Raw genomic sequence first — 16783 nt, forward strand, 5'->3', positions numbered from 1 at the left:
CCGGTCGTCCGGCCGCAGGTCACACAGCCGCTCCCATTGCTTCGGGACGAAGAGGCCGCTCAGTTAGGGTGTCGACGTGACCAGCGATGCTCCCGTCTGCCCCGAGTGCGGCCAGCTCATGAAGGATGGCGGCCTGGCGCTCTTCAAGCGGGAGGATGACGGCCGGCGGGTCTGCCGGTCGCTGTGGAAGTGCGCCAACTGGCATGTCTGGTGGAAGTGGGCCGACCGGCCGGACGAGCCATGGGAGGTCTGCCCGTGGCCGAAGCTCTTCCGCTGACATCCAACGATGACATCAACGGCCACGAACGCCCCCGGATCAGGTTGGCTGCTGGGGAACCCGACTCAGTCGGCGACCACGTGGTTTCCGCAGGTGCCCCCGGACCCCAATCGAACTCCTAGAGCGAGTGTCGACCTACAAGCCGAGCACTGTCGCGGGGCCGTCTCTGGGCCGTCCGAGGGCGCCCAGGGGCGGCCAAGGCTGACAACTGTTGACGGGCTGATCGCAGGTCACAGGGCTCCTCGCCCCGGTAACCCCAGGTCGGCGGAAGTCCGATCTACTTCCTCCGCAACAAGAAGCAGGAGTGGGAGGAGTACCGGTCCGAGGTCACGGCGTTCGAGCTCCGCAAGAACCTCCCGAACCTGTAGCCGCGATCCGGGCCGGCAGCGCGATGCTGTCGGCCCGGATCGGTCTCAGCCGGCGAGGGCGCGCAGGCGGCTGCCGGACCCGGCTCGCAGGGCTCGCCTGCGCGGAGGCGGTGTTCTGCCCGAACCGCGGGACGCCCCGCACCGATCAAGGTGCGGGGCTGTTTGTTTCGCTGGGTGCCGTGCGCGACGTGGGTACGACGTCCCTCGTGATGCTGATCCGGCCGGGTCCCGGAATCTCCATGGTGACCCGGGGCGCAACGGCGGCAGCGGTGGGCAACGTGGCACAGCCGTGCCGGGCATGGTGCAGCCGGACCACCCGCAGCCCCGCTTGCGCGGCACCCCGGGTGGAGGGCTGGCAGATGTTCCTCGGCTCCACCGGGCGGTCGTTCCGCCTCGCGAAGACGTGGACGTCTCGCGCTGCCGGAGACGGTGCGGGCGCAGCGGCGCGTTGTGCAGGGCCCGACTGGGGACGACCTGGCTGCGGCGGTTCCTCGGGTCGCCGCGCAGCGTCTCGTTGGCGCGCGTGCAGCACGCGGGTGTCCTGGGCCAGAGGGCGTGCCTTGACAGGCCGCATCACGGGACCGACCATGGGATCCATGGAAACTGAAAACGTTTCTCGGGTTTCCACGTCTGAGCAGCAGCGCGCTGACGTGATCCTGGCGGCGGCTGCCCGGCTGTTCCTCGAGCCGGGGTTCACGCGGGTGAGCATGAGCGATCTCGCCGGCGAGCTGAGAATGAGCAAGAAGACGATCTACCGTTATTTTCCGGACAAGCGCAGCCTGCTCACTGCGGTGCTGGAGCAGCAGCTCACAGCGGTGGAAGACACGCTGCTGGAGGCGGTTCGGGATGCGGCCGGGCAGCCGTTCGCTGTGCGGGTGCAGCGGTTCCTGATCGCCGCGGGCAGCGAGCTCGGCCGGATCGGCGCGGCCCAGCTCGCAGTGGGGCGGTCCGATGTGATGCTCCGCCAGTACGTCGAGCAACGCGTGGAAACGGGGGTCTTCCAGCGGCTCGACGAACTGTTCCGGGACGGGCACCGGCAGGGACTGGTGCAGGTGCCGCCCGAACTGCTCAGCGAGATCACCCGCGGCGCGCTGGAGCGGCTGACCACCTCGCGGCTGCCGCGCGAACTCGACTGGTCGGCGGCCGATCTGCTGCGGGCGACCGTCGACACGGTGCTCTACGGGGCGATGCGCCCGGCGGATGCCGAGAGCGTCGGCACCCAGCGCGGGACGGCGGCATCGACGGCTGCCGACGACGAACGGTAGAACGGTGGGCCACATCCAGACGTTCCTCGGCCGGCACACCGAGGGTGAAGCTCTGGCCCATTACAAGACTTTCATCGCACCGCACTGCACCACTGACGGTCAGGCCGACCTCGCCGTGGGCCGGCGCGCTATCGCTGCGGTATCCGCCGAACTCGGCGTCCCCGCCACCGTTACCGCGACCGATTTCTACCGCACCGCGATCACCACGCATGAGCATCCCGAATCGGGGATCACGTCCACGACCATGGACTTGAGATCCACCGCTTTAATCGGCGCCTCTCGTCGGAAATGCACCAGAGTGGCGAGCGAACTCGTGCAGTCCTGTCGGACGGCACGCAAAAAATGGGCACGTACGGCCGGCTTCATCGCTTAGCCGCCGGTGACGGCGCGTGCGTTGCCCAGTGGACGCGCCGTTCGCCCGGACCGGCGCGGCGAAGGCATCAGGGTCGGTGACCAGCGGCGATGGTGGTCGAGTTCACCCATGATGCGGTGACGCGGTAACGCGGTAACGTGGATCAGCGACCGGTGATCGGCGGCCCGGGCTTCCGCGCGGAAATACCCCACCGGGTCGGACGTCCATTCGGCCAAAGGGGCAATGGTGGGCATTCAGTCGACCCCGTTCACGGGCACGGGATGCACAACTGCCGACACGCCACCGCGTGCGTGGTGGCTTAGTCGTTTCCCCGTCGGCCAATGGGAATCCATATCTTGGAAGGGGTCATCATGAGCACTCGGAGTCAGAAGGTCGCGGTCATCACCGGCGCGTCGCAGGGAATCGGAGCCGGCCTGGTCGCCGCCTACCGCAAGCTCGACTACAGCGTCGTCGCCACGTCCCGCAACATCGCTCCTTCCGATGACCCGGGCATCCTGACCGTCCAGGGAGACATCGGCGACCCGGCCACCGGCAGGCGCGTCATCGAGGCCGGTGTGGAACGGTTCGGCCGCATCGACGCTTTGGTCAACAACGCCGGCATCTTCATGGGCAAGCCCTTCACTGAGTTCACCGACGACGACTTCGCCTTGCTGCTCGCCGTGAACCTGGGCGGCTTCTTCCGCATCACGCAAGAGGCCATCCCGCACATGCTCGCCCAAGGCGGCGGGCACATCGTCCAGATCACCACCAGCAACGCCGACCACGCGATCTCGACCATCAACGGCACCCTGGCCTCGCTGACCAAGGGCGGCCTGCAGTCCGTGACCAAGGCACTCGCCATGGAGTACGCGACCCAGGGCATCCGCTTCAACGCCGTCGCCCCGGGCGTCATGAAGACCCCCATGCACCCCGTCGAGACGCACGAGTTCCTCGACTCACTGCACCCGATGGGCCGCATGGGCGAAGCGAGTGACATCGTCGACGCCGTGATCTACCTGGAGAACGCCCCGTTCGTCACCGGCGTGATCCTGCCTGTCGACGGTGGCCAGAGCGCCGGCCGCTGACGACTCGCCCTGTCCGCCGGCCGCCTGCCAGGAGCAGGGTCCAGTCCATCGCCTCGCCCCAGAACCGGGCCATGGCCCGCGGGTCCTCGCAGTCGGCGACCACCGCGGCGATCGGTCCGGTGTCCCGGTAGATCTCCCGGGGCTCCAGCACGCAGAACTCGTTGCCCTCCGGGTCGGCGAGGACCGTCCACGGGACGTCGCCCCGCCCCACGCGACGGGCGTCGCACCGAGAGCCCGGAGGCGCGCGACCATTCGGCCTGGTCAGCCCGCGGACGCGGTGGCGAGGTCGAGGTGCACCCGGTTCTTCGCCGGTGTCCTGGGCTCCGGGACGGGGACGACGTCGATGCCGACGACGACCGGGTCCGGCCGGACGAGATCGCCGCCCGGTCCGACATAGGGGGTCGCGCCGGGGCCGTGCGCACTCCAGCCGAGCGCCTCCGCCCAGAACCGGCCGACCGCCGAGTGATCACGTGCCGTGATGTTCACCTGCACAGGTCGCAGCGCCATTCCGCCGATCCTAGGCACCGGCTACGCGGCCGCACCGGCGCCGCGCAGAGCGGCGTCAGGAGGCCCGCGGGGACCGGATCCAGCCGACGGAGCGTTCGACGGCGCGCTTCCAGCAGTCGTACTCGGCCTCCCGGCGTACGGGTTCCATGGCGGGCAGCCACTGGGCCGCGCGGTGCCAGTTGCGGCGCAGGACCTTCAGGTCCGGCCAGTAGCCGGCGGCGAGCCCGGCGGCGTAGGCGGCGCCGAGGGAAACGGTCTCGACGACCATGGGGCGCACCACGGGGACGTCGAGCACATCGGCGAGGAACTGCATGAGGAGGTTGTCGGCGGTCATGCCGCCGTCGACCTTGAGCTCCTTCAGGGCGATCGAGGAGTCGGCGTTCATCGCGTCGACGACCTCGCGGGTCTGCCAGCCCGTGGCCTCCAGGACGGCGCGCGCCAGGTGGCCCTTGGTGATGTACGAGGTGAGGCCGACGATGACGCCGCGGGCGTCGCTGCGCCAGTGCGGGGCGAACAGCCCGGAGAAGGCGGGGACGATGTAGCAGCCGCCGTTGTCCTCGACCGTCCGTGCCAGGGTCTCGATCTCGGGGGCACTGCTGATCAGGCCGAGCCGGTCGCGGAACCACTGGACGAGGGAGCCGGTGACGGCGATCGGGCCCTCCAGCGCGTAGACCGCGGGCTGCCCGTCGATCTTGTACGCGATGGTGGTGATCAGCCCGTGCGTCGAGCGTACGAGGCGGTCGCCGGTGTTGAGCAGCAGGAAGCTGCCGGTGCCGTACGTGCACTTCGCCTCGCCGGGGGAGAAGCAGGTCTGCCCGAACAGCGCGGCCTGCTGGTCGCCGAGGGCGGCCGCGAGACGGACCCCGGGGAGCACGACCTTGGCCTCGCCGTAGACCTCGGCCGAGGCGCGGATCTCCGGGAGCATCGCGCGGGGCACGCCGAAGAAGTCCAGCAGCTCGTCGTCCCAGGCCAGCGAACGGAAGCTCATCAGCATGGTGCGGCTGGCGTTGGTGACGTCGGTGATGTGCAGGCCGCCGTCCGGTCCGCCGGTGAGGTTCCACAGCAGCCAGGTCTCCATGGTCCCGAAGAGCACCTCGCCGTTCGCGGCGCGTTCGCGCAGCCCCGGGGAGTGCTCGAAGAGCCAGCGCAGCCGGGGCGCCGAGAAGTAGGTGGAGGGCGGCAGGCAGCACCGCTCCATGAAGAACTCCTCCCCGGGATCCCGCAGCAGTTCGTCGACGAGGTGGGCGGTGCGGGTGTCCTGCCAGACGATGGCCCGGCCCAGCGGGGTGCCGGTGGCGCGGTCCCACACGACGGAGGTCTCCCGCTGGTTCGCGATCCCGATGGCGGCGACCTCCTCGGGGGTGATGTCCGCCTCGGACAGCGCCTGCGGCACGATGCGCTGGAGGTTGCGCCAGATCTCCAGGGCGTCGTGCTCCACCCACCCCGGCTTCGGGAAGTGCTGCTGGTGCTCACGCTGCGCGACCGCCACCAGGCGCCCGCGGTGGTCGAACAGGATGCATCGGGTGGAGGTGGTGCCCTGGTCGATGGACAACACATACCGTTCAACCATGTCGGGGGCCTGCCTTCCGATGCGTTCGGGGCCAGCTGCGGGACTGCTACCAGCGGGCGGCGCCCAGGTCTCTGGAGATCGCCCGCGCCGCCTCCCTGAGCAGGGTGACCATGGCCGGGTGCGGCCGGCCCTTGGAGTCGCAGATCCGCTCGACGGGGCCGGTGACGCCGATCGCGCCCACCACCAGCCCGCCGTGCCCGCGGATGGCCGCCGCGACTCCCGCCTCGCCCATCGACATCTCCTGCACCTCCGCGCCCCAGCCCTGCTCGCGGACCTCTGCGAGGGCGCGGCCCAGGTCCTCGGGATCGACCAGGGTGTGCCGGGTGTACGCCTCCAGCCCGTGGGCGACCGCCGCCTCCACGGGGCTGGCCCCGAACGCCAGCAGCACCTTGCCGAGGGCGGAGGCGTGCAGCGGAAGCAGCGCCCCCACGTCGAGGGTCTGCAGGCTGTCGTCGGGACGGAAGACGTGGTGGACGATGAGCACCTGGCCCTCCAGGGGGGTGCCCAGCCGTACCGCCTCGCCGCTGCGCGCGGCCAGGGCGTCGGCCCAGTTGATGGAGCGCGAGCGCAGGTCGTTGACGTCCAGGTAGCTGCTGCCCAGATGCAGCAGAGCGGCGCCGAGCTGGTACTTCCCGGTCGAGGGGTCCTGCTCGACGAAGTCGACGTGCTGGAGGGTGCGCAGAATTCCGTGGGCGGTGCCCTTCGCCAGACCCAGTGAGGCCGCCACCTCGCCGAGTCCCAGCCGGCGGGAGCCGCCGGCCAGCAGACGCAGGATCGCCGCCGCCCGTTCGATGGACTGGAGCGGGCCGGCCATGTATCGATCGTAGCCCGGCTGTTACGGGTCGGCAGCGGACGCGGTGCCCGGCCCCCTCCGGAGGCGGAATACGGCGTTCGGTAATGCCGACCCGGTTTCGTTGCCCTTCACCCGGACTGTCAATACCGTTCCTTCGACGTCCGGGTGCCCACCGCCCGGCCGGGCTGCTCGGAGGGAGGGCACATGGCGGCGGAGCCGAACACGTTGCCGCAGCGTGAGGACGTGCACGTCGCCCCGCTGTCGCACATTCCCGGAGCCCTGTCCGTGGTGCGCCGGCGGGTGCGTGTGGTCCTGGCCGACTGGAACCTCTGCCCGGAGCTGGCCGAGGATGTGCTCCTGGTGATCTCCGAGCTGACCACCAACGCGATCGTGCACGCCCTGGGCCCCGCGACACTGCGGGTGTCCTGGACCGTGCTGGACGGCCTGAGCGCTCTGCACATCGAGGTGACCGACTCCGGGCCGGCCGCCCCCTGCGGACCGCCCGGCGGGATCGACCCGGACGAGCACGGCCGGGGGCTCGGCATCGTCAAGGCCCTGTCCGCCCGCTACGGCATGCGTACCGACTGCGACGGGGTCACCCGCTGGGCGGACCTTCCCGTGCGGGTGGTCGCCGCCTGATCCCGGCCGCCCCGCCGGGCGCTATCCGAGGTAGGCCGGCGCCAGCGCGGCCGTGGCCATTCTCCGCGCCTTCCCGGTTCCGTCGGCCGGCACGGTCCACAGGTCGGCGCCGAAGTCGCCCGCGAGGGCGTAGACGATCGTGCGGTCGTCCCGCCAGACGACCTGGTCGTCCACGCTGCGCTCCTCCGCGAGCGGCCGCTCGCGCATCGTGGCGAGGTCCAGCACGTACAGCCGCCACGGGGCGTCGGGGGACAGCCCCTCCACACGCTTCTTGAAGACCAGGCGGGTGCCGTCGGGGGACAGCGAGGGGCATTCGACGTTGGTGCGCAGGGTGCGTACCGACTGTGCGGCCACGTCGCCGCGCACGAGGTAGGTGCGGCCCGCGGTGCCCAGGGTGGCGTAGAAGTGCCCGTCGTCGGCGAAGGTCACGCCCCAGAAGTTGACGTCGGCCGCGTGGTAGGGCCTGCCGTCCCTGGTGATCGCGAAGTCCTCCAGGTTGGCGCGCAGGTCCCAGGTGCGCGTGTCGAGGACGGAGGTGCGGGTGGAGAAGTCGGTGCCCGCGTAGGAGTCGCCGCCGACGAAGACCGTCCAGGCGACCATGCGGCCGCTGGGTGAGACCCGGGCCCGGGTGGGGATCCCGGCCAGCGGGTAGCTGCGCAGCTTCTTCAGGTGCGCGTCGAGCACGACCGCCCGGTAGGTGTCCTGGACGGTGCCGTGCACGGCCTGGAGGCAGATGCCGGTGCCGGCGGCCGCGTAGAAGCGCAGGCACTTGGTGCCGGAGGCGGTGCGGGCCCCCGTGGGCTCGTCGGCGGGGACCGTCGCCAGCTCGTCGCGGTGCGGGCCCCAGGCCATGTTCCGGAAGACCATGCGGGGCGCGTCCGGCGCGAGCGAGACGCTGCCCTCGGTGACCGCCGGGCCTCCCGCCTGGGGGCGGTCCTTCTCCGCGGCCCGGCCCGCGGCGTGCAGCACCGCCGCCGCGGCGACGGCCGCCAGCACCGCCACGGCGGCCAGCAGCACGAGCAGGCGGTTCCGGGGGCTGAGGGGGGCGGTGTCCATGCGCAGCCTTTCTGCGGGGGTCAGGGGGCCGGTGCCGGTGGGGCCGGGCGCAGCCGCACCGCGCAGGCCGCGCACACTGCCAGGGCCACGGTGGCGGTGGTCAGGGCCGTACGGTCGCCCCAGGCGGTCCAGGCGGCGCCGAAGGCCAGGGACGCGGCGAAGCGGGCCGCGGCCTGACCGGTCTGGATGAGGGCGAGCCCGGCGCCGCGCAGCTCGGCGGGCACCGCCGTGGAGGCGGCGGCCATCAGGACGCCGTCCGTGGCGGCGTAGAAGGCGCCGTGGAGCAGCAGTACGAGGTAGGCGGGCCCGTGCGCGAGCAGCAGGGCGTACGCGCCGAGCAGTGCCGCGTGCCCGGCCAGGAACATCCGCCAGCGCCCCAGGCGGTCGGCGAGGCGTCCCAGCGGGATCGCGAGCAGCAGGAAGGCCGCCGCCGTGCCCAGCGGAAGCAGCGCGAACCACCGGTCGGGCACCCCGAGGCGGTGCTGGAGCAGCAGGAAGACGAAGGAGTCGCTGACCGTCGAGAGCCCGAGCAAAGTGGCGCAGACCGTCAGCCGCCGCACGTCCTGGCGCCGCAGCAGCGCCACCGACGCGCGCAGCGAGGGCTGCACGGCCGGGGCTGTGGGGGGCGCGGGGGCCGCCGGGTCCGCCGCCGGCGTCATCCCGCCGCGCGGGACGAAGAGCAGCAGCACGAGCACGCCCACCGCGGCCACGCAGAAGCTGACCGTGAAGACGGCGTCGTACCCCTCGGCCGCCTGCCGCAGGATGAGGAAGGCGACCAGCGGGCCCAGCAGCGCACCGGCGGTGTCCATCGCGCGGTGCACACCGAAGGCCCGCCCGCGCGCCTCGGGCGTGGACGAGAGCGAGATCAGCGCGTCGCGCGGCGCCGTGCGCAGGCCCTTGCCCGTGCGGTCGACGGCGAGCACCGCGCCGATCAGCGGCAGGCTGTGGACCAGCAGCAGGGCCGGTTTGCACACCGCCGACAGGCCGTAGCCGAAGGCGGCGACGGCCTTGTGGCGGCCGCCGCCGCGGTCGGCCAAGTGGCCGCCGATCAGCCGCACCAGTGCGCTGAAGCCGTTGTAGACGCCGTCGAGCAGGCCGAAGCCGAGCGGTGAGAGGCCGAGCCCGGCGACCAGGTAGAGCGGCAGTACGGCCGTGACCATCTCCGACGAGACGTCGGTGATGAGACTGACCGTGCCCAGGACGAGGACCGTGGGGGCGACGGCGGCCCCGGTGCCGGCGGCGCCGCGGCTGTCCGCGACGTACACGCTCAGCTCGCCCAGATGCCGGTGATGTCGGAGGCGGAGGCGGCGTTGCCCGCGTGCGTGGTGAGACCGGCCAGGTCCTCCAGCGTGCGGAGCACGTTGTAGTGGTTGTAGGTCGTCGCCGAGGTCGAACCGGCCCTGACCGGCTGGCCGTACAGGACCGTCGGGATGCGGTTGCCCGCCAGGCGGTTGTCCTCGTCGAAGGTGACGACGAGCACGCTGTTGTGGGTCTTGGCCCAGGTGGCGTAGGCACCGAGCTTGTTCTTCAGCCAGGTGTCACCGGTGGAGACGGAGCAGTCGTGCATGTCGCTGCACAGGTTCGGCGTGACGAAGGAGACCTTCGGCAGCGTGGTGAAGTCCGTCGGGAACTGCGTGAAGGTCTTCGCCGTCGACGTCGGGACGTTGCTGAAGGCGAACCACGGGTTGTGCTTGCGCGCGTAGTCGCCGCTGCTGCAGGTGGTGGACCCCTGGCTCGGCAGCGTCTCGTTGTAGCTGGCCCAGCTCTTGCCGGCGGCGATCAGCTCGGAGGCGAGGTTGGCCGCCTTGCTGAAGCCGGGGGTGTAGCAGCCGTCGTCCGTGACGCCCTGGTTGCCGCCCGAGAAGATCTGCATGTAGTTGGGCTGGCTCGGGTGCGTGACGCCGTACGACTGCGTGAGGCCGGCGCCGCCGGCCTTCAGCGTGTTGTTGAGGTACGGGGCGCTGGAACTGCCGATGACCTGGTTGTACGCGTGGTTCTCCATCATCACCACGACCACGTGGTCGGGGTTGGGCACGCTGCCTGCGGCGTGGGCGGTTTCGGAGCCGCCGAGCGCGGCCCACAGGCCGAGCGAGGCGGCGGCGATGCCGCAGGCGGATGCGAGAGCGGTGACAGTGCGGCGGGGACTGGACAGGGACCAGCCGGACACGACGGACCTCCGGGGCGGGGGACAAGGAGTGGCGCCGCGCCAGGTTAGGAGGGGGCCGCGGAAGCCGGAAGCGCTCCTCAGATGAAGCTACGCGGAACGCTGCGTAGGACCGGGGGCCGGGCGGTCAAGCGCAGGCAAAGGGCCCGGGGAACGCGCACATCGCGTTTCCCGGGCCCCTGCTGTCAGAGCGTCACCTCACGTCATTTGATGTAGGTGATGCCGTCGGTGGTGATGGCCGGACGTCCCGAGGTGCCCACCACGACGATCTTCAGGGTGTGCTTGGCGCTGGTGCTCCAGGACGTGGACCAGATGGTCTGCCGGTACAGCGTGCTCGAGGACTTCAGGTCCACGGTGGCGGTCTTCTTGCCGTCCACGTAGACGTACGCCTGTCCCGAGGTCGAGGCCCGCGAGACCACCCAGCCCACCGAGCGTCCGGTGAACGTCCAGGAAAGCGAGGCGTTCTTGGAGCTGGAGGTGAGCGACTTGCCGCCGAGGTAGCTGCTGGAGCTCTTCGCGGACCACGATCCGGTCCTGACCGCCGAGGTCTCCTGGATGATCGCCGCCGTGCGGCTCACCGAGGCGGCGGTGTAGTTGCCGGCCATGTCGGTGGCCCTGAGGCCGTACGTGACGGCGCTGCCGGCCTTGCCCGCGGTGCTCCAACTCGTCGTCGTGGCACCGAAGGAGGCGACGCTCGGGGCGGTACCCGAGGAACCCTTGAGCACCGTGTTGTCCGCGGCCTTCCAGGTCACCGTGACCGGCACCGAGGTGGTGGACACCGTGGCGTTGCGGATCTTGACCGACGGGGCGGTGGTGAACGTCGGCTTGGTGGTGTCGCCGGTCACCGCGAGCGACGCGGACACCGACGTCTTGTTGTTGATGTGGACCGCGCGCACCGCCACCGTGTGCGCCCCCGTCGGCACCGTGATCGCGGCCGAGGTGGCCGTCGGGGTCGCCGTGGCCTTCACGGCGCCGTCGACCAGCACCTCGAAGCGTTTGACGAGCACGGTCGGCGTCGTGGTCTTCCAGGACACCGTCATGGCGCCCTTGGTGTAGTACGTGGTGCCGGACTTCGTGGCACCGGTCGGCGTGCCGAGCGTGGGCTTCGCGACGGGGCCGGCCGCGTAGGAGCGGATCGTGGGCAGCTTGTCGTACAGGTTCTGGCCGGGGCAGGCGGTGGCGAAGCCGTCACGGTGCCCGGAGATCGCGTTGAACGCGTACTTCTTGCCCAGGACGAAGGGCTTGCTGTCACTCGCGCCCTCCGTGAGCGTCTGCGTCTTGCTGCCCGGGTTGGGGTTGACCCCGTACTGGCCGAGCTTCCACGCGGCGAGCGCCGCCACCGAGCCCAGCATCTGCGAGCTGATGGGCGTGGCGGCCTTGCCGTCGATGACCTGGTAGGTGCCGAGCACCGCGATGCCGAAGCTGCGGGTGTTGAAGCCGTAGGTGTGCGCGCCGATGACGGGCAGGTCGATGCCGCCGAAGCGGCCCTCGAAGATCTTGCCGCACCGGTCGACCAGGGCGTTGTAGCCGATGTCGCGCCAGCCCTCGGCCTGCACGTGGTACGCGTAGACCGAACGCACGATGCTCGCCGAGGCGGAGCAGTCGTAGTTGACGGCGGTGTCGGTGTGGTGGACGAAGACGGCGGTCACGTCGGTCGCGTAGTCCGGGTCGCCGGCCTCGCGGATCTTCTCGTCGGCGCCCCAGCCGGCCCGGGTGACGATGGCCGGCTTCGCCACGGTCGACGGGCGCGCGACCGGCCGGGTCGAGGTCGGCGTCGGGGTGACGCTCTTGCTCGGCGTCGCGGTCGGTGAGGTCTTCGTGGGCGTCGCGCTCACGGACGGCGAGGTGGTGGCCGGCGGCGTCGTGGTCTGCGAGGCGGAGGCCGTTGCGGACGGGCTCTCGGTGGTCACGGCGGTGTCGGAAGGGTCCGGCGTGGTGCCGGTCGCGGTGTCCGTCGGCGTGGGCTCGCCGGGGGTGGCGCTGGAGGACTCCTCGCCGTCGGCGGCGTCCGCCGCGAAGGCCGCGGGGGCCATCGCCAGGTCCGAGCCGCCGGAATGGCCGGAGCCGCCGTGCGCGGCGTCGCCGACGAGATCCAGGCGCATCCCCTCGGGGAGCTTCCCGGACTCGCCGTGCGCGGAGACGACCTTCAGCTGCACACCGTCGGAGGGCCCCACGTACAGCGGCGCGGAACCGCCGCGCATGCCCTGCTCGGCGCCCGGGTCCGGCGCGTCGTCGTTGTGCGGGTCGACCGTGTACCAGCCGGACCACTGGCCGGTGCCCACCGACCGGGTCCGTACCCGCACGGTGCCGTCCAGCACCGTGCGCGGGTCGTCCCACGTCACGCCGACCATCCCGAAGGCGTCGGTGGCGCGCTGCGGCACGGTGCGCTCGCCGCCCTGGCCCTGGAGCTTCACCGAGCGGACGACGGTCGGCACGGGCTTGCCGGCCACCGACGCGGCGGTGCCCTCCGGGCCCTGTGCGACGGTCACGGCCGTGACCGCTCCCGCACCGCCCAGCACGACCGCCCCGACCGCGAGCCAGGCCCGCTTGCGCAGCGGCGGCAGTCCGGGCAGTCTTCTCGACCCTGCGGATCTCCTGGATCCCTTTGGCATTTCGTGGTCCCGCCCCTGATGACCGATCGGTCGGCTGGTTGTACGTTCAAACGACCAACGCTTTGTATCAGATGGCCCATTGGTCACTCACGCCGCGGTCGGGGCTATGTGAAAGCGCCCATACCGTTGCATATCGGAGCAAGAACGGGCCGGATACTCTCTGAAAGTGGGGATCGGCGCGGCCGCGGGCCGGACGCCGCGACGCCGGGAGACGGCGGAAGGTGGTCGGAGTGCTGGAAGGGCGACGGGACACCAGGTTCGGGCGGCTGCTCAAGCGGGGCTTCGCCGACGCCGTGGCCGCCGAGCGGCTGCTGGGCGGCGAGGAACTGGGCTCGGTCGGCAGCGACCCGGTGCTCCTGGACGCCCTGGGCGCCACCGCGGACCCGGACCAGGCGCTGACCGGCCTCGTGCGGCTGGTGGAGGCCCTGGACGAGGGCGAGCGCCGCACCCTGCTCGACACGATCACCGCCGCCAAGCCGCTGCGCGACCGGCTGCTCGGGGTGCTGGGCGCCTCCGAGGCCCTGGCCGACCACCTGACCCGGCACCCGCGCGACTGGCACGCGCTGGTGACCTACGAGCACGCCGATCTGCACCCGGGGACAACGGAGTTCGAACGGGGACTTCGCACCGCCTTCGATCCCGACGCGCTGCGGGCCGCCTACCGGCGCTGCCTGCTGGGTATCGCCGCCCGTGACGTGTGCGGCACCAGCGACCTCGTGCAGACCGCCGCGGAACTGGCCGACCTGGCGACCGCGACGCTGCGGGTCGCGCTGGCCCTGGCCGAGGCGGAGGCCCCCGGCGACGCCGCGCAGTGTCGGCTCGCGGTGATCGCCATGGGCAAGTGCGGCGGCCACGAGCTCAACTACATCTCCGACGTGGACGTCATCTTCGTCGCCGAGGCCCGGGCGGAGACCGAGGGCCTGGAGGACGAGGCCAAGGCGGTCCAGGCGGCCACCCGGCTGGCCTCGCGCATGATGCGGATCTGCTCCGACACCACCGCCGAGGGCAGCATCTGGCAGGTCGACGCCAACCTGCGCCCCGAGGGCCGGCGCGGCCCCCTGGTGCGGACGCTCTCCAGCCACGTGGCGTACTACAAGCGGTGGGCGAAGACCTGGGAGTTCCAGGCGCTGCTCAAGGCCCGCCCGGTCGCCGGTGACCCGGCACTCGGCCAGGAGTACGTCGAGGCCCTCGCGCCGATGGTGTGGCAGGCCGCAGAACGCGACCACTTCGTGCCCGACGTGCAGGAGATGCGGCGCCGGGTTGTGGAGAACATCCCCGTCGCGCACGTGGACCGGGAGCTCAAGCTGGGCCCCGGCGGTCTGCGGGACGTGGAGTTCGCGGTGCAGCTGCTGCAACTCGTGCACGGCCGCACCGACCCCGCGCTGCGCAGCGGCACCACCTTGACCGCGCTCGCGCAGCTCGCCGCCGGCGGCTACGTCGGGCGGGCGGACGCGGCGGCGCTCGACGCCTCGTACCGGTTTCTGCGGACGATGGAGCACCGCATCCAGCTGCAGAAGCTGCGCCGCACCCACCTCGTGCCCGAGGACGAGGCGGACCTGCGCCGGCTCGGCCGCTCCCTGGGCTTTCGCGCCGACCCCGTCGCCGAGCTGCACCGGGAGTGGAAGCGGCACGCCCGGGAGGTGCGCCGCCTGCACGAGAAGCTCTTCTACCGGCCGCTGCTGGACGCCGTGGCCCAGCTGGCGCCCGGCGAGGTCGGCCTCACCCCGGATGCGGCCAAGCAGCGCCTGGAGGCGCTCGGCTACGCCGATCCCGCCGCCGCCCTGCGCCACCTGGAGGCGCTGGCCTCCGGCGTCAGCCGCAAGGCCGCCATCCAGCGCACGCTGCTGCCGGTGCTGCTGGGCTGGTTCGCCGACTCCGCCGACCCGGACGCGGGCCTGCTGAACTTCCGCAAGGTCAGCGACGCGCTGGGCCGGACCCCCTGGTACCTGCGGCTGCTGCGCGACGAGGGCGCCGCCGCAGAGAACCTCGCCCGCGTGCTGTCCTCCGGGCGGCTCGCCCCCGACCTGCTGATGCGCGCCCCCGAGGCGGTCGCGCTCCTCGCGGACGACGAGGGCCTGCAACCGCGTTCCCGGGCCGCGCTCGACCAGGAGGTGCTGGCCGCCGTCCACCGCGCCGGCTCCGCCGAGCAGGCCGTGGCCGCCGTGCGCGGTGTCCGGCGCCGCGAGCTGTTCCGTACCGCCGCGGCCGATGTGACCGGGGTCCACCGGAGGGCGCCCGACGCCGTGGGCGCTGCCCTCACCGACGTCAACGCGGCCGCCGTCGCCGGGGCCCTGCAGGCCGCCGTCAACGCCGTGGAGGCGGCGGACGGCGAGCCGCTGCCGACCCGTTTCGCCGTCATCGGCATGGGCCGCTTCGGCGGTCACGAACTCGGCTACGGCTCCGACGCCGACGTCCTGTTCGTCCACGAGCCGTACGAGGGAGTGGAGGAGCACCGCGCCTCCCGTACGGCGGTGAAGGTCGCCAACGAACTGCGGCGCCTGCTGCAGATCCCGACCACGGACCCGCCGCTCCTCATCGACGCCGACCTGCGCCCGGAGGGCAAGAGCGGCCCCCTGGTGCGCACGCTGGCCTCGTACGCCGCCTACTACCGGCGCTGGTCCCTGGCCTGGGAGAGCCATGCCCTGCTGCGCGCCGAACACGTCGCGGGCGACGAGCAGCTGGGCGCGCGCTTCATGGAGCTCGCCGACCCGCTGCGCTACCCGGCGGGGGGACTGACGGAGGACGCGATCCGCGAGATCCGCCGTCTCAAGGCCCGCATGGAGTCCGAGCGTCTGCCGCGCGGCGCCGACCCCACGACCCACGCCAAGCTGGGACGGGGCGGGCTCAGCGACGTCGAGTGGACCGTGCAGCTCTTCCAGCTCGAGCACGGCGCCCGGATCCCGGGGCTACGGACCACCCGGACCCGGCCCGCGCTCGCCGCGGCGACCGAGGCGGGCCTGCTCGGCGAGGAGGACGCCGAAGTCCTGGACGCCGCCTGGGTCCTGGCCGGCCGCGTCCGCAACGCCGTGATGCTCGTCCGCGCCCGCCCCGGCGACACCTTCCCCGGCGACGGCAGGGAACTCGCCGCGGTCGGCCGCCACCTCGGGTACGAAGCCGGGCACGTGGGCGACATGGTGGAGGACTACCGCCGCACGACCCGCCGCGCCCGTGCCGTGGTCGAGCGCCTCTTCTACGACGCCTAGGCGGGACGGGGCGGGGTGAGGACCCCGCCCCGCGGAGCTACGCGGTGGCGACCCGCACCTGGCGCGGGAGTTTGTACGCCAGCCCCCCGTAGACCGCCCAGGAGGCGGCGAAGCCGACCGTGAGGCAGGCGGTGCCGCCGGCCGCGTCCAGCCAGAAGTGGTTGGCCGTGGACACGATCACGAGCAGCGTGGTGACGGGGTAGAGCACCCCGAGCACCCGGACCCAGGTGTGCCGCGCCAGCATGGCGACCGTGATGCCGCACCACAGCGACCACCCGATGTGCATCGAGGGCATGGCCGCGTACTGGTTGGACACATGCGCCAGGTCTCCGGAGGCCATGGAGCCCCACGTGTGGTGGATCCGCACGGTGTCGATGAACCCGCTGCCCATCAGGCGCGGCGGCGCCAGCGGGAAGAAGTAGTACCCCAGTAGCGCGATGCCGGTCGTGACGAACAGCACCAGCCGGGTGGGGGCGTAGCGCCCCGGGTGCCGGCGGAACAGCCAGACGAGCACCGCCAGGGTAACCACGAAGTGCAGCGTGGCGTAGTAATAGTTCATCCCGACGATGAGCCACGTTACGGAATTCACGGCATGGTTGATCGCGTGCTCGAAGGCGAGGCCGAAGGACTGCTCCAGGTCCCATACGCGGTCGGCGTTGCGCATGGCCGCGGCCTGCTGTTCGGGCACGGCATTGCGTACGAGTGAGTAGATCCAGTAGCTGACGGCGATCAGCAGGATCTCGAACCACAACCGTGGCCGGCGTGGTGACAGCCGTCCATTGCCCGTCGTCGCTCCATCGGCGTCACGGGAATCGATGGAGCGCGGCGGGTCTGCCGTTGCGGTACGGCGTGCCAGGATCTTCGCGGTCGATTCCCCCATGGGGGGATAGTC

The 16783-nt window shown here is 71.7% G+C and carries 13 protein-coding genes and 3 pseudogenes; 7 read left to right on the forward strand and 9 right to left on the reverse strand.

Annotated elements, in window-relative coordinates; genetic code table 11:
* Positions 1–76: 76 nt before the first annotated feature.
* Positions 77–277: a dehydrogenase gene (locus RV983_RS25860; protein WP_475988113.1), complete on the forward strand. Its 201-nt coding sequence runs from the start codon at positions 77–79 to the stop codon at positions 275–277.
* 278 nt (positions 278–555) lie between these two features.
* Positions 556–645: pseudogene (locus RV983_RS25865) on the forward strand (glutamine synthetase); the annotation flags it as partial.
* A gap of 167 nt (positions 646–812) precedes the next feature.
* On the opposite strand, the pseudogene RV983_RS25870 reads toward RV983_RS25865, so the two are convergent.
* Positions 813–1143: pseudogene (locus tag RV983_RS25870) on the reverse strand (site-specific integrase); the annotation flags it as partial.
* 98 nt (positions 1144–1241) lie between these two features.
* On the opposite strand from RV983_RS25870, the gene RV983_RS25875 reads away from it, so the two are divergent.
* The 3 genes from RV983_RS25875 (at position 1242) to RV983_RS25885 (ending at position 3347) form a co-directional block, all read left to right on the forward strand.
* Positions 1242–1910, forward strand: a complete 669-nt coding sequence (locus tag RV983_RS25875; protein ID WP_475988114.1) for a TetR/AcrR family transcriptional regulator — start codon at positions 1242–1244, stop codon at positions 1908–1910.
* Positions 1911–1914: 4 nt separating this feature from the next.
* Entirely contained in the window at positions 1915–2283 is a 369-nt protein-coding gene (locus tag RV983_RS25880; RefSeq protein WP_475988115.1) for a hypothetical protein, read from the forward strand.
* A 350-nt stretch (positions 2284–2633) separates the two neighbouring features.
* Positions 2634–3347 carry an SDR family NAD(P)-dependent oxidoreductase gene (locus RV983_RS25885; protein ID WP_475988116.1) on the forward strand — a complete coding sequence of 238 codons (714 nt, stop codon included), beginning with the start codon at positions 2634–2636 and terminating at the stop codon, positions 3345–3347.
* Between the two features lie 34 nt (positions 3348–3381).
* On the opposite strand, the pseudogene RV983_RS25890 reads toward RV983_RS25885, so the two are convergent.
* The 3 genes and pseudogenes from RV983_RS25890 to RV983_RS25900 form a co-directional block, all read right to left on the reverse strand.
* Positions 3382–3854: pseudogene (locus RV983_RS25890) on the reverse strand (VOC family protein); the annotation flags it as partial.
* A gap of 55 nt (positions 3855–3909) precedes the next feature.
* A complete protein-coding gene (gene glpK, locus RV983_RS25895; RefSeq protein WP_475988117.1) occupies positions 3910–5424 on the reverse strand; it encodes a glycerol kinase GlpK in 1515 nt (504 codons plus the stop codon).
* Between the two features lie 46 nt (positions 5425–5470).
* Positions 5471–6238 (reverse strand): IclR family transcriptional regulator, encoded by a 768-nt coding sequence (locus tag RV983_RS25900; RefSeq protein ID WP_475988118.1) that lies wholly within the window; start codon positions 6236–6238, stop codon positions 5471–5473.
* Positions 6239–6421: 183 nt separating this feature from the next.
* Here RV983_RS25900 and RV983_RS25905 point away from each other — a divergent pair, with 183 nt between their 5' ends.
* Complete coding sequence (locus RV983_RS25905) at positions 6422–6856, forward strand: ATP-binding protein (RefSeq protein ID WP_475988119.1); 435 nt, start codon at positions 6422–6424, stop codon at positions 6854–6856.
* Positions 6857–6877: 21 nt separating this feature from the next.
* Here RV983_RS25905 and RV983_RS25910 read toward each other — a convergent pair whose 3' ends face one another.
* From RV983_RS25910 to RV983_RS25925, 4 genes are all read right to left on the reverse strand, one after another.
* Entirely contained in the window at positions 6878–7912 is a 1035-nt protein-coding gene (locus tag RV983_RS25910) for a TolB-like translocation protein (RefSeq protein ID WP_475988120.1), read from the reverse strand.
* Positions 7913–7932: 20 nt separating this feature from the next.
* On the reverse strand, positions 7933–9177 hold the full coding sequence (locus tag RV983_RS25915) for an MFS transporter (RefSeq protein ID WP_475988121.1): 1245 nt from the start codon (positions 9175–9177) through the stop codon (positions 7933–7935).
* A 2-nt stretch (positions 9178–9179) separates the two neighbouring features.
* Positions 9180–10079, reverse strand: coding sequence for an alkaline phosphatase family protein (locus RV983_RS25920; RefSeq protein ID WP_475988122.1), 900 nt, complete (start codon positions 10077–10079; stop codon positions 9180–9182).
* 200 nt (positions 10080–10279) lie between these two features.
* Positions 10280–12688 carry a peptidoglycan recognition protein family protein gene (locus tag RV983_RS25925; RefSeq protein ID WP_475988123.1) on the reverse strand — a complete coding sequence of 803 codons (2409 nt, stop codon included), beginning with the start codon at positions 12686–12688 and terminating at the stop codon, positions 10280–10282.
* 230 nt (positions 12689–12918) lie between these two features.
* Here RV983_RS25925 and RV983_RS25930 point away from each other — a divergent pair, with 230 nt between their 5' ends.
* Positions 12919–15891: a bifunctional [glutamine synthetase] adenylyltransferase/[glutamine synthetase]-adenylyl-L-tyrosine phosphorylase gene (locus RV983_RS25930; protein WP_475988124.1), complete on the forward strand. Its 2973-nt coding sequence runs from the start codon at positions 12919–12921 to the stop codon at positions 15889–15891.
* Between the two features lie 37 nt (positions 15892–15928).
* On the opposite strand, the gene RV983_RS25935 is transcribed toward RV983_RS25930, so the two are convergent.
* Positions 15929–16771, reverse strand: a complete 843-nt coding sequence (locus tag RV983_RS25935) for a phosphatase PAP2 family protein (protein ID WP_475988125.1) — start codon at positions 16769–16771, stop codon at positions 15929–15931.
* Positions 16772–16783: the final 12 nt, after the last annotated feature.

The sequence above is a fragment of the Streptomyces sp. RLA123 genome (assembly GCF_056270165.1).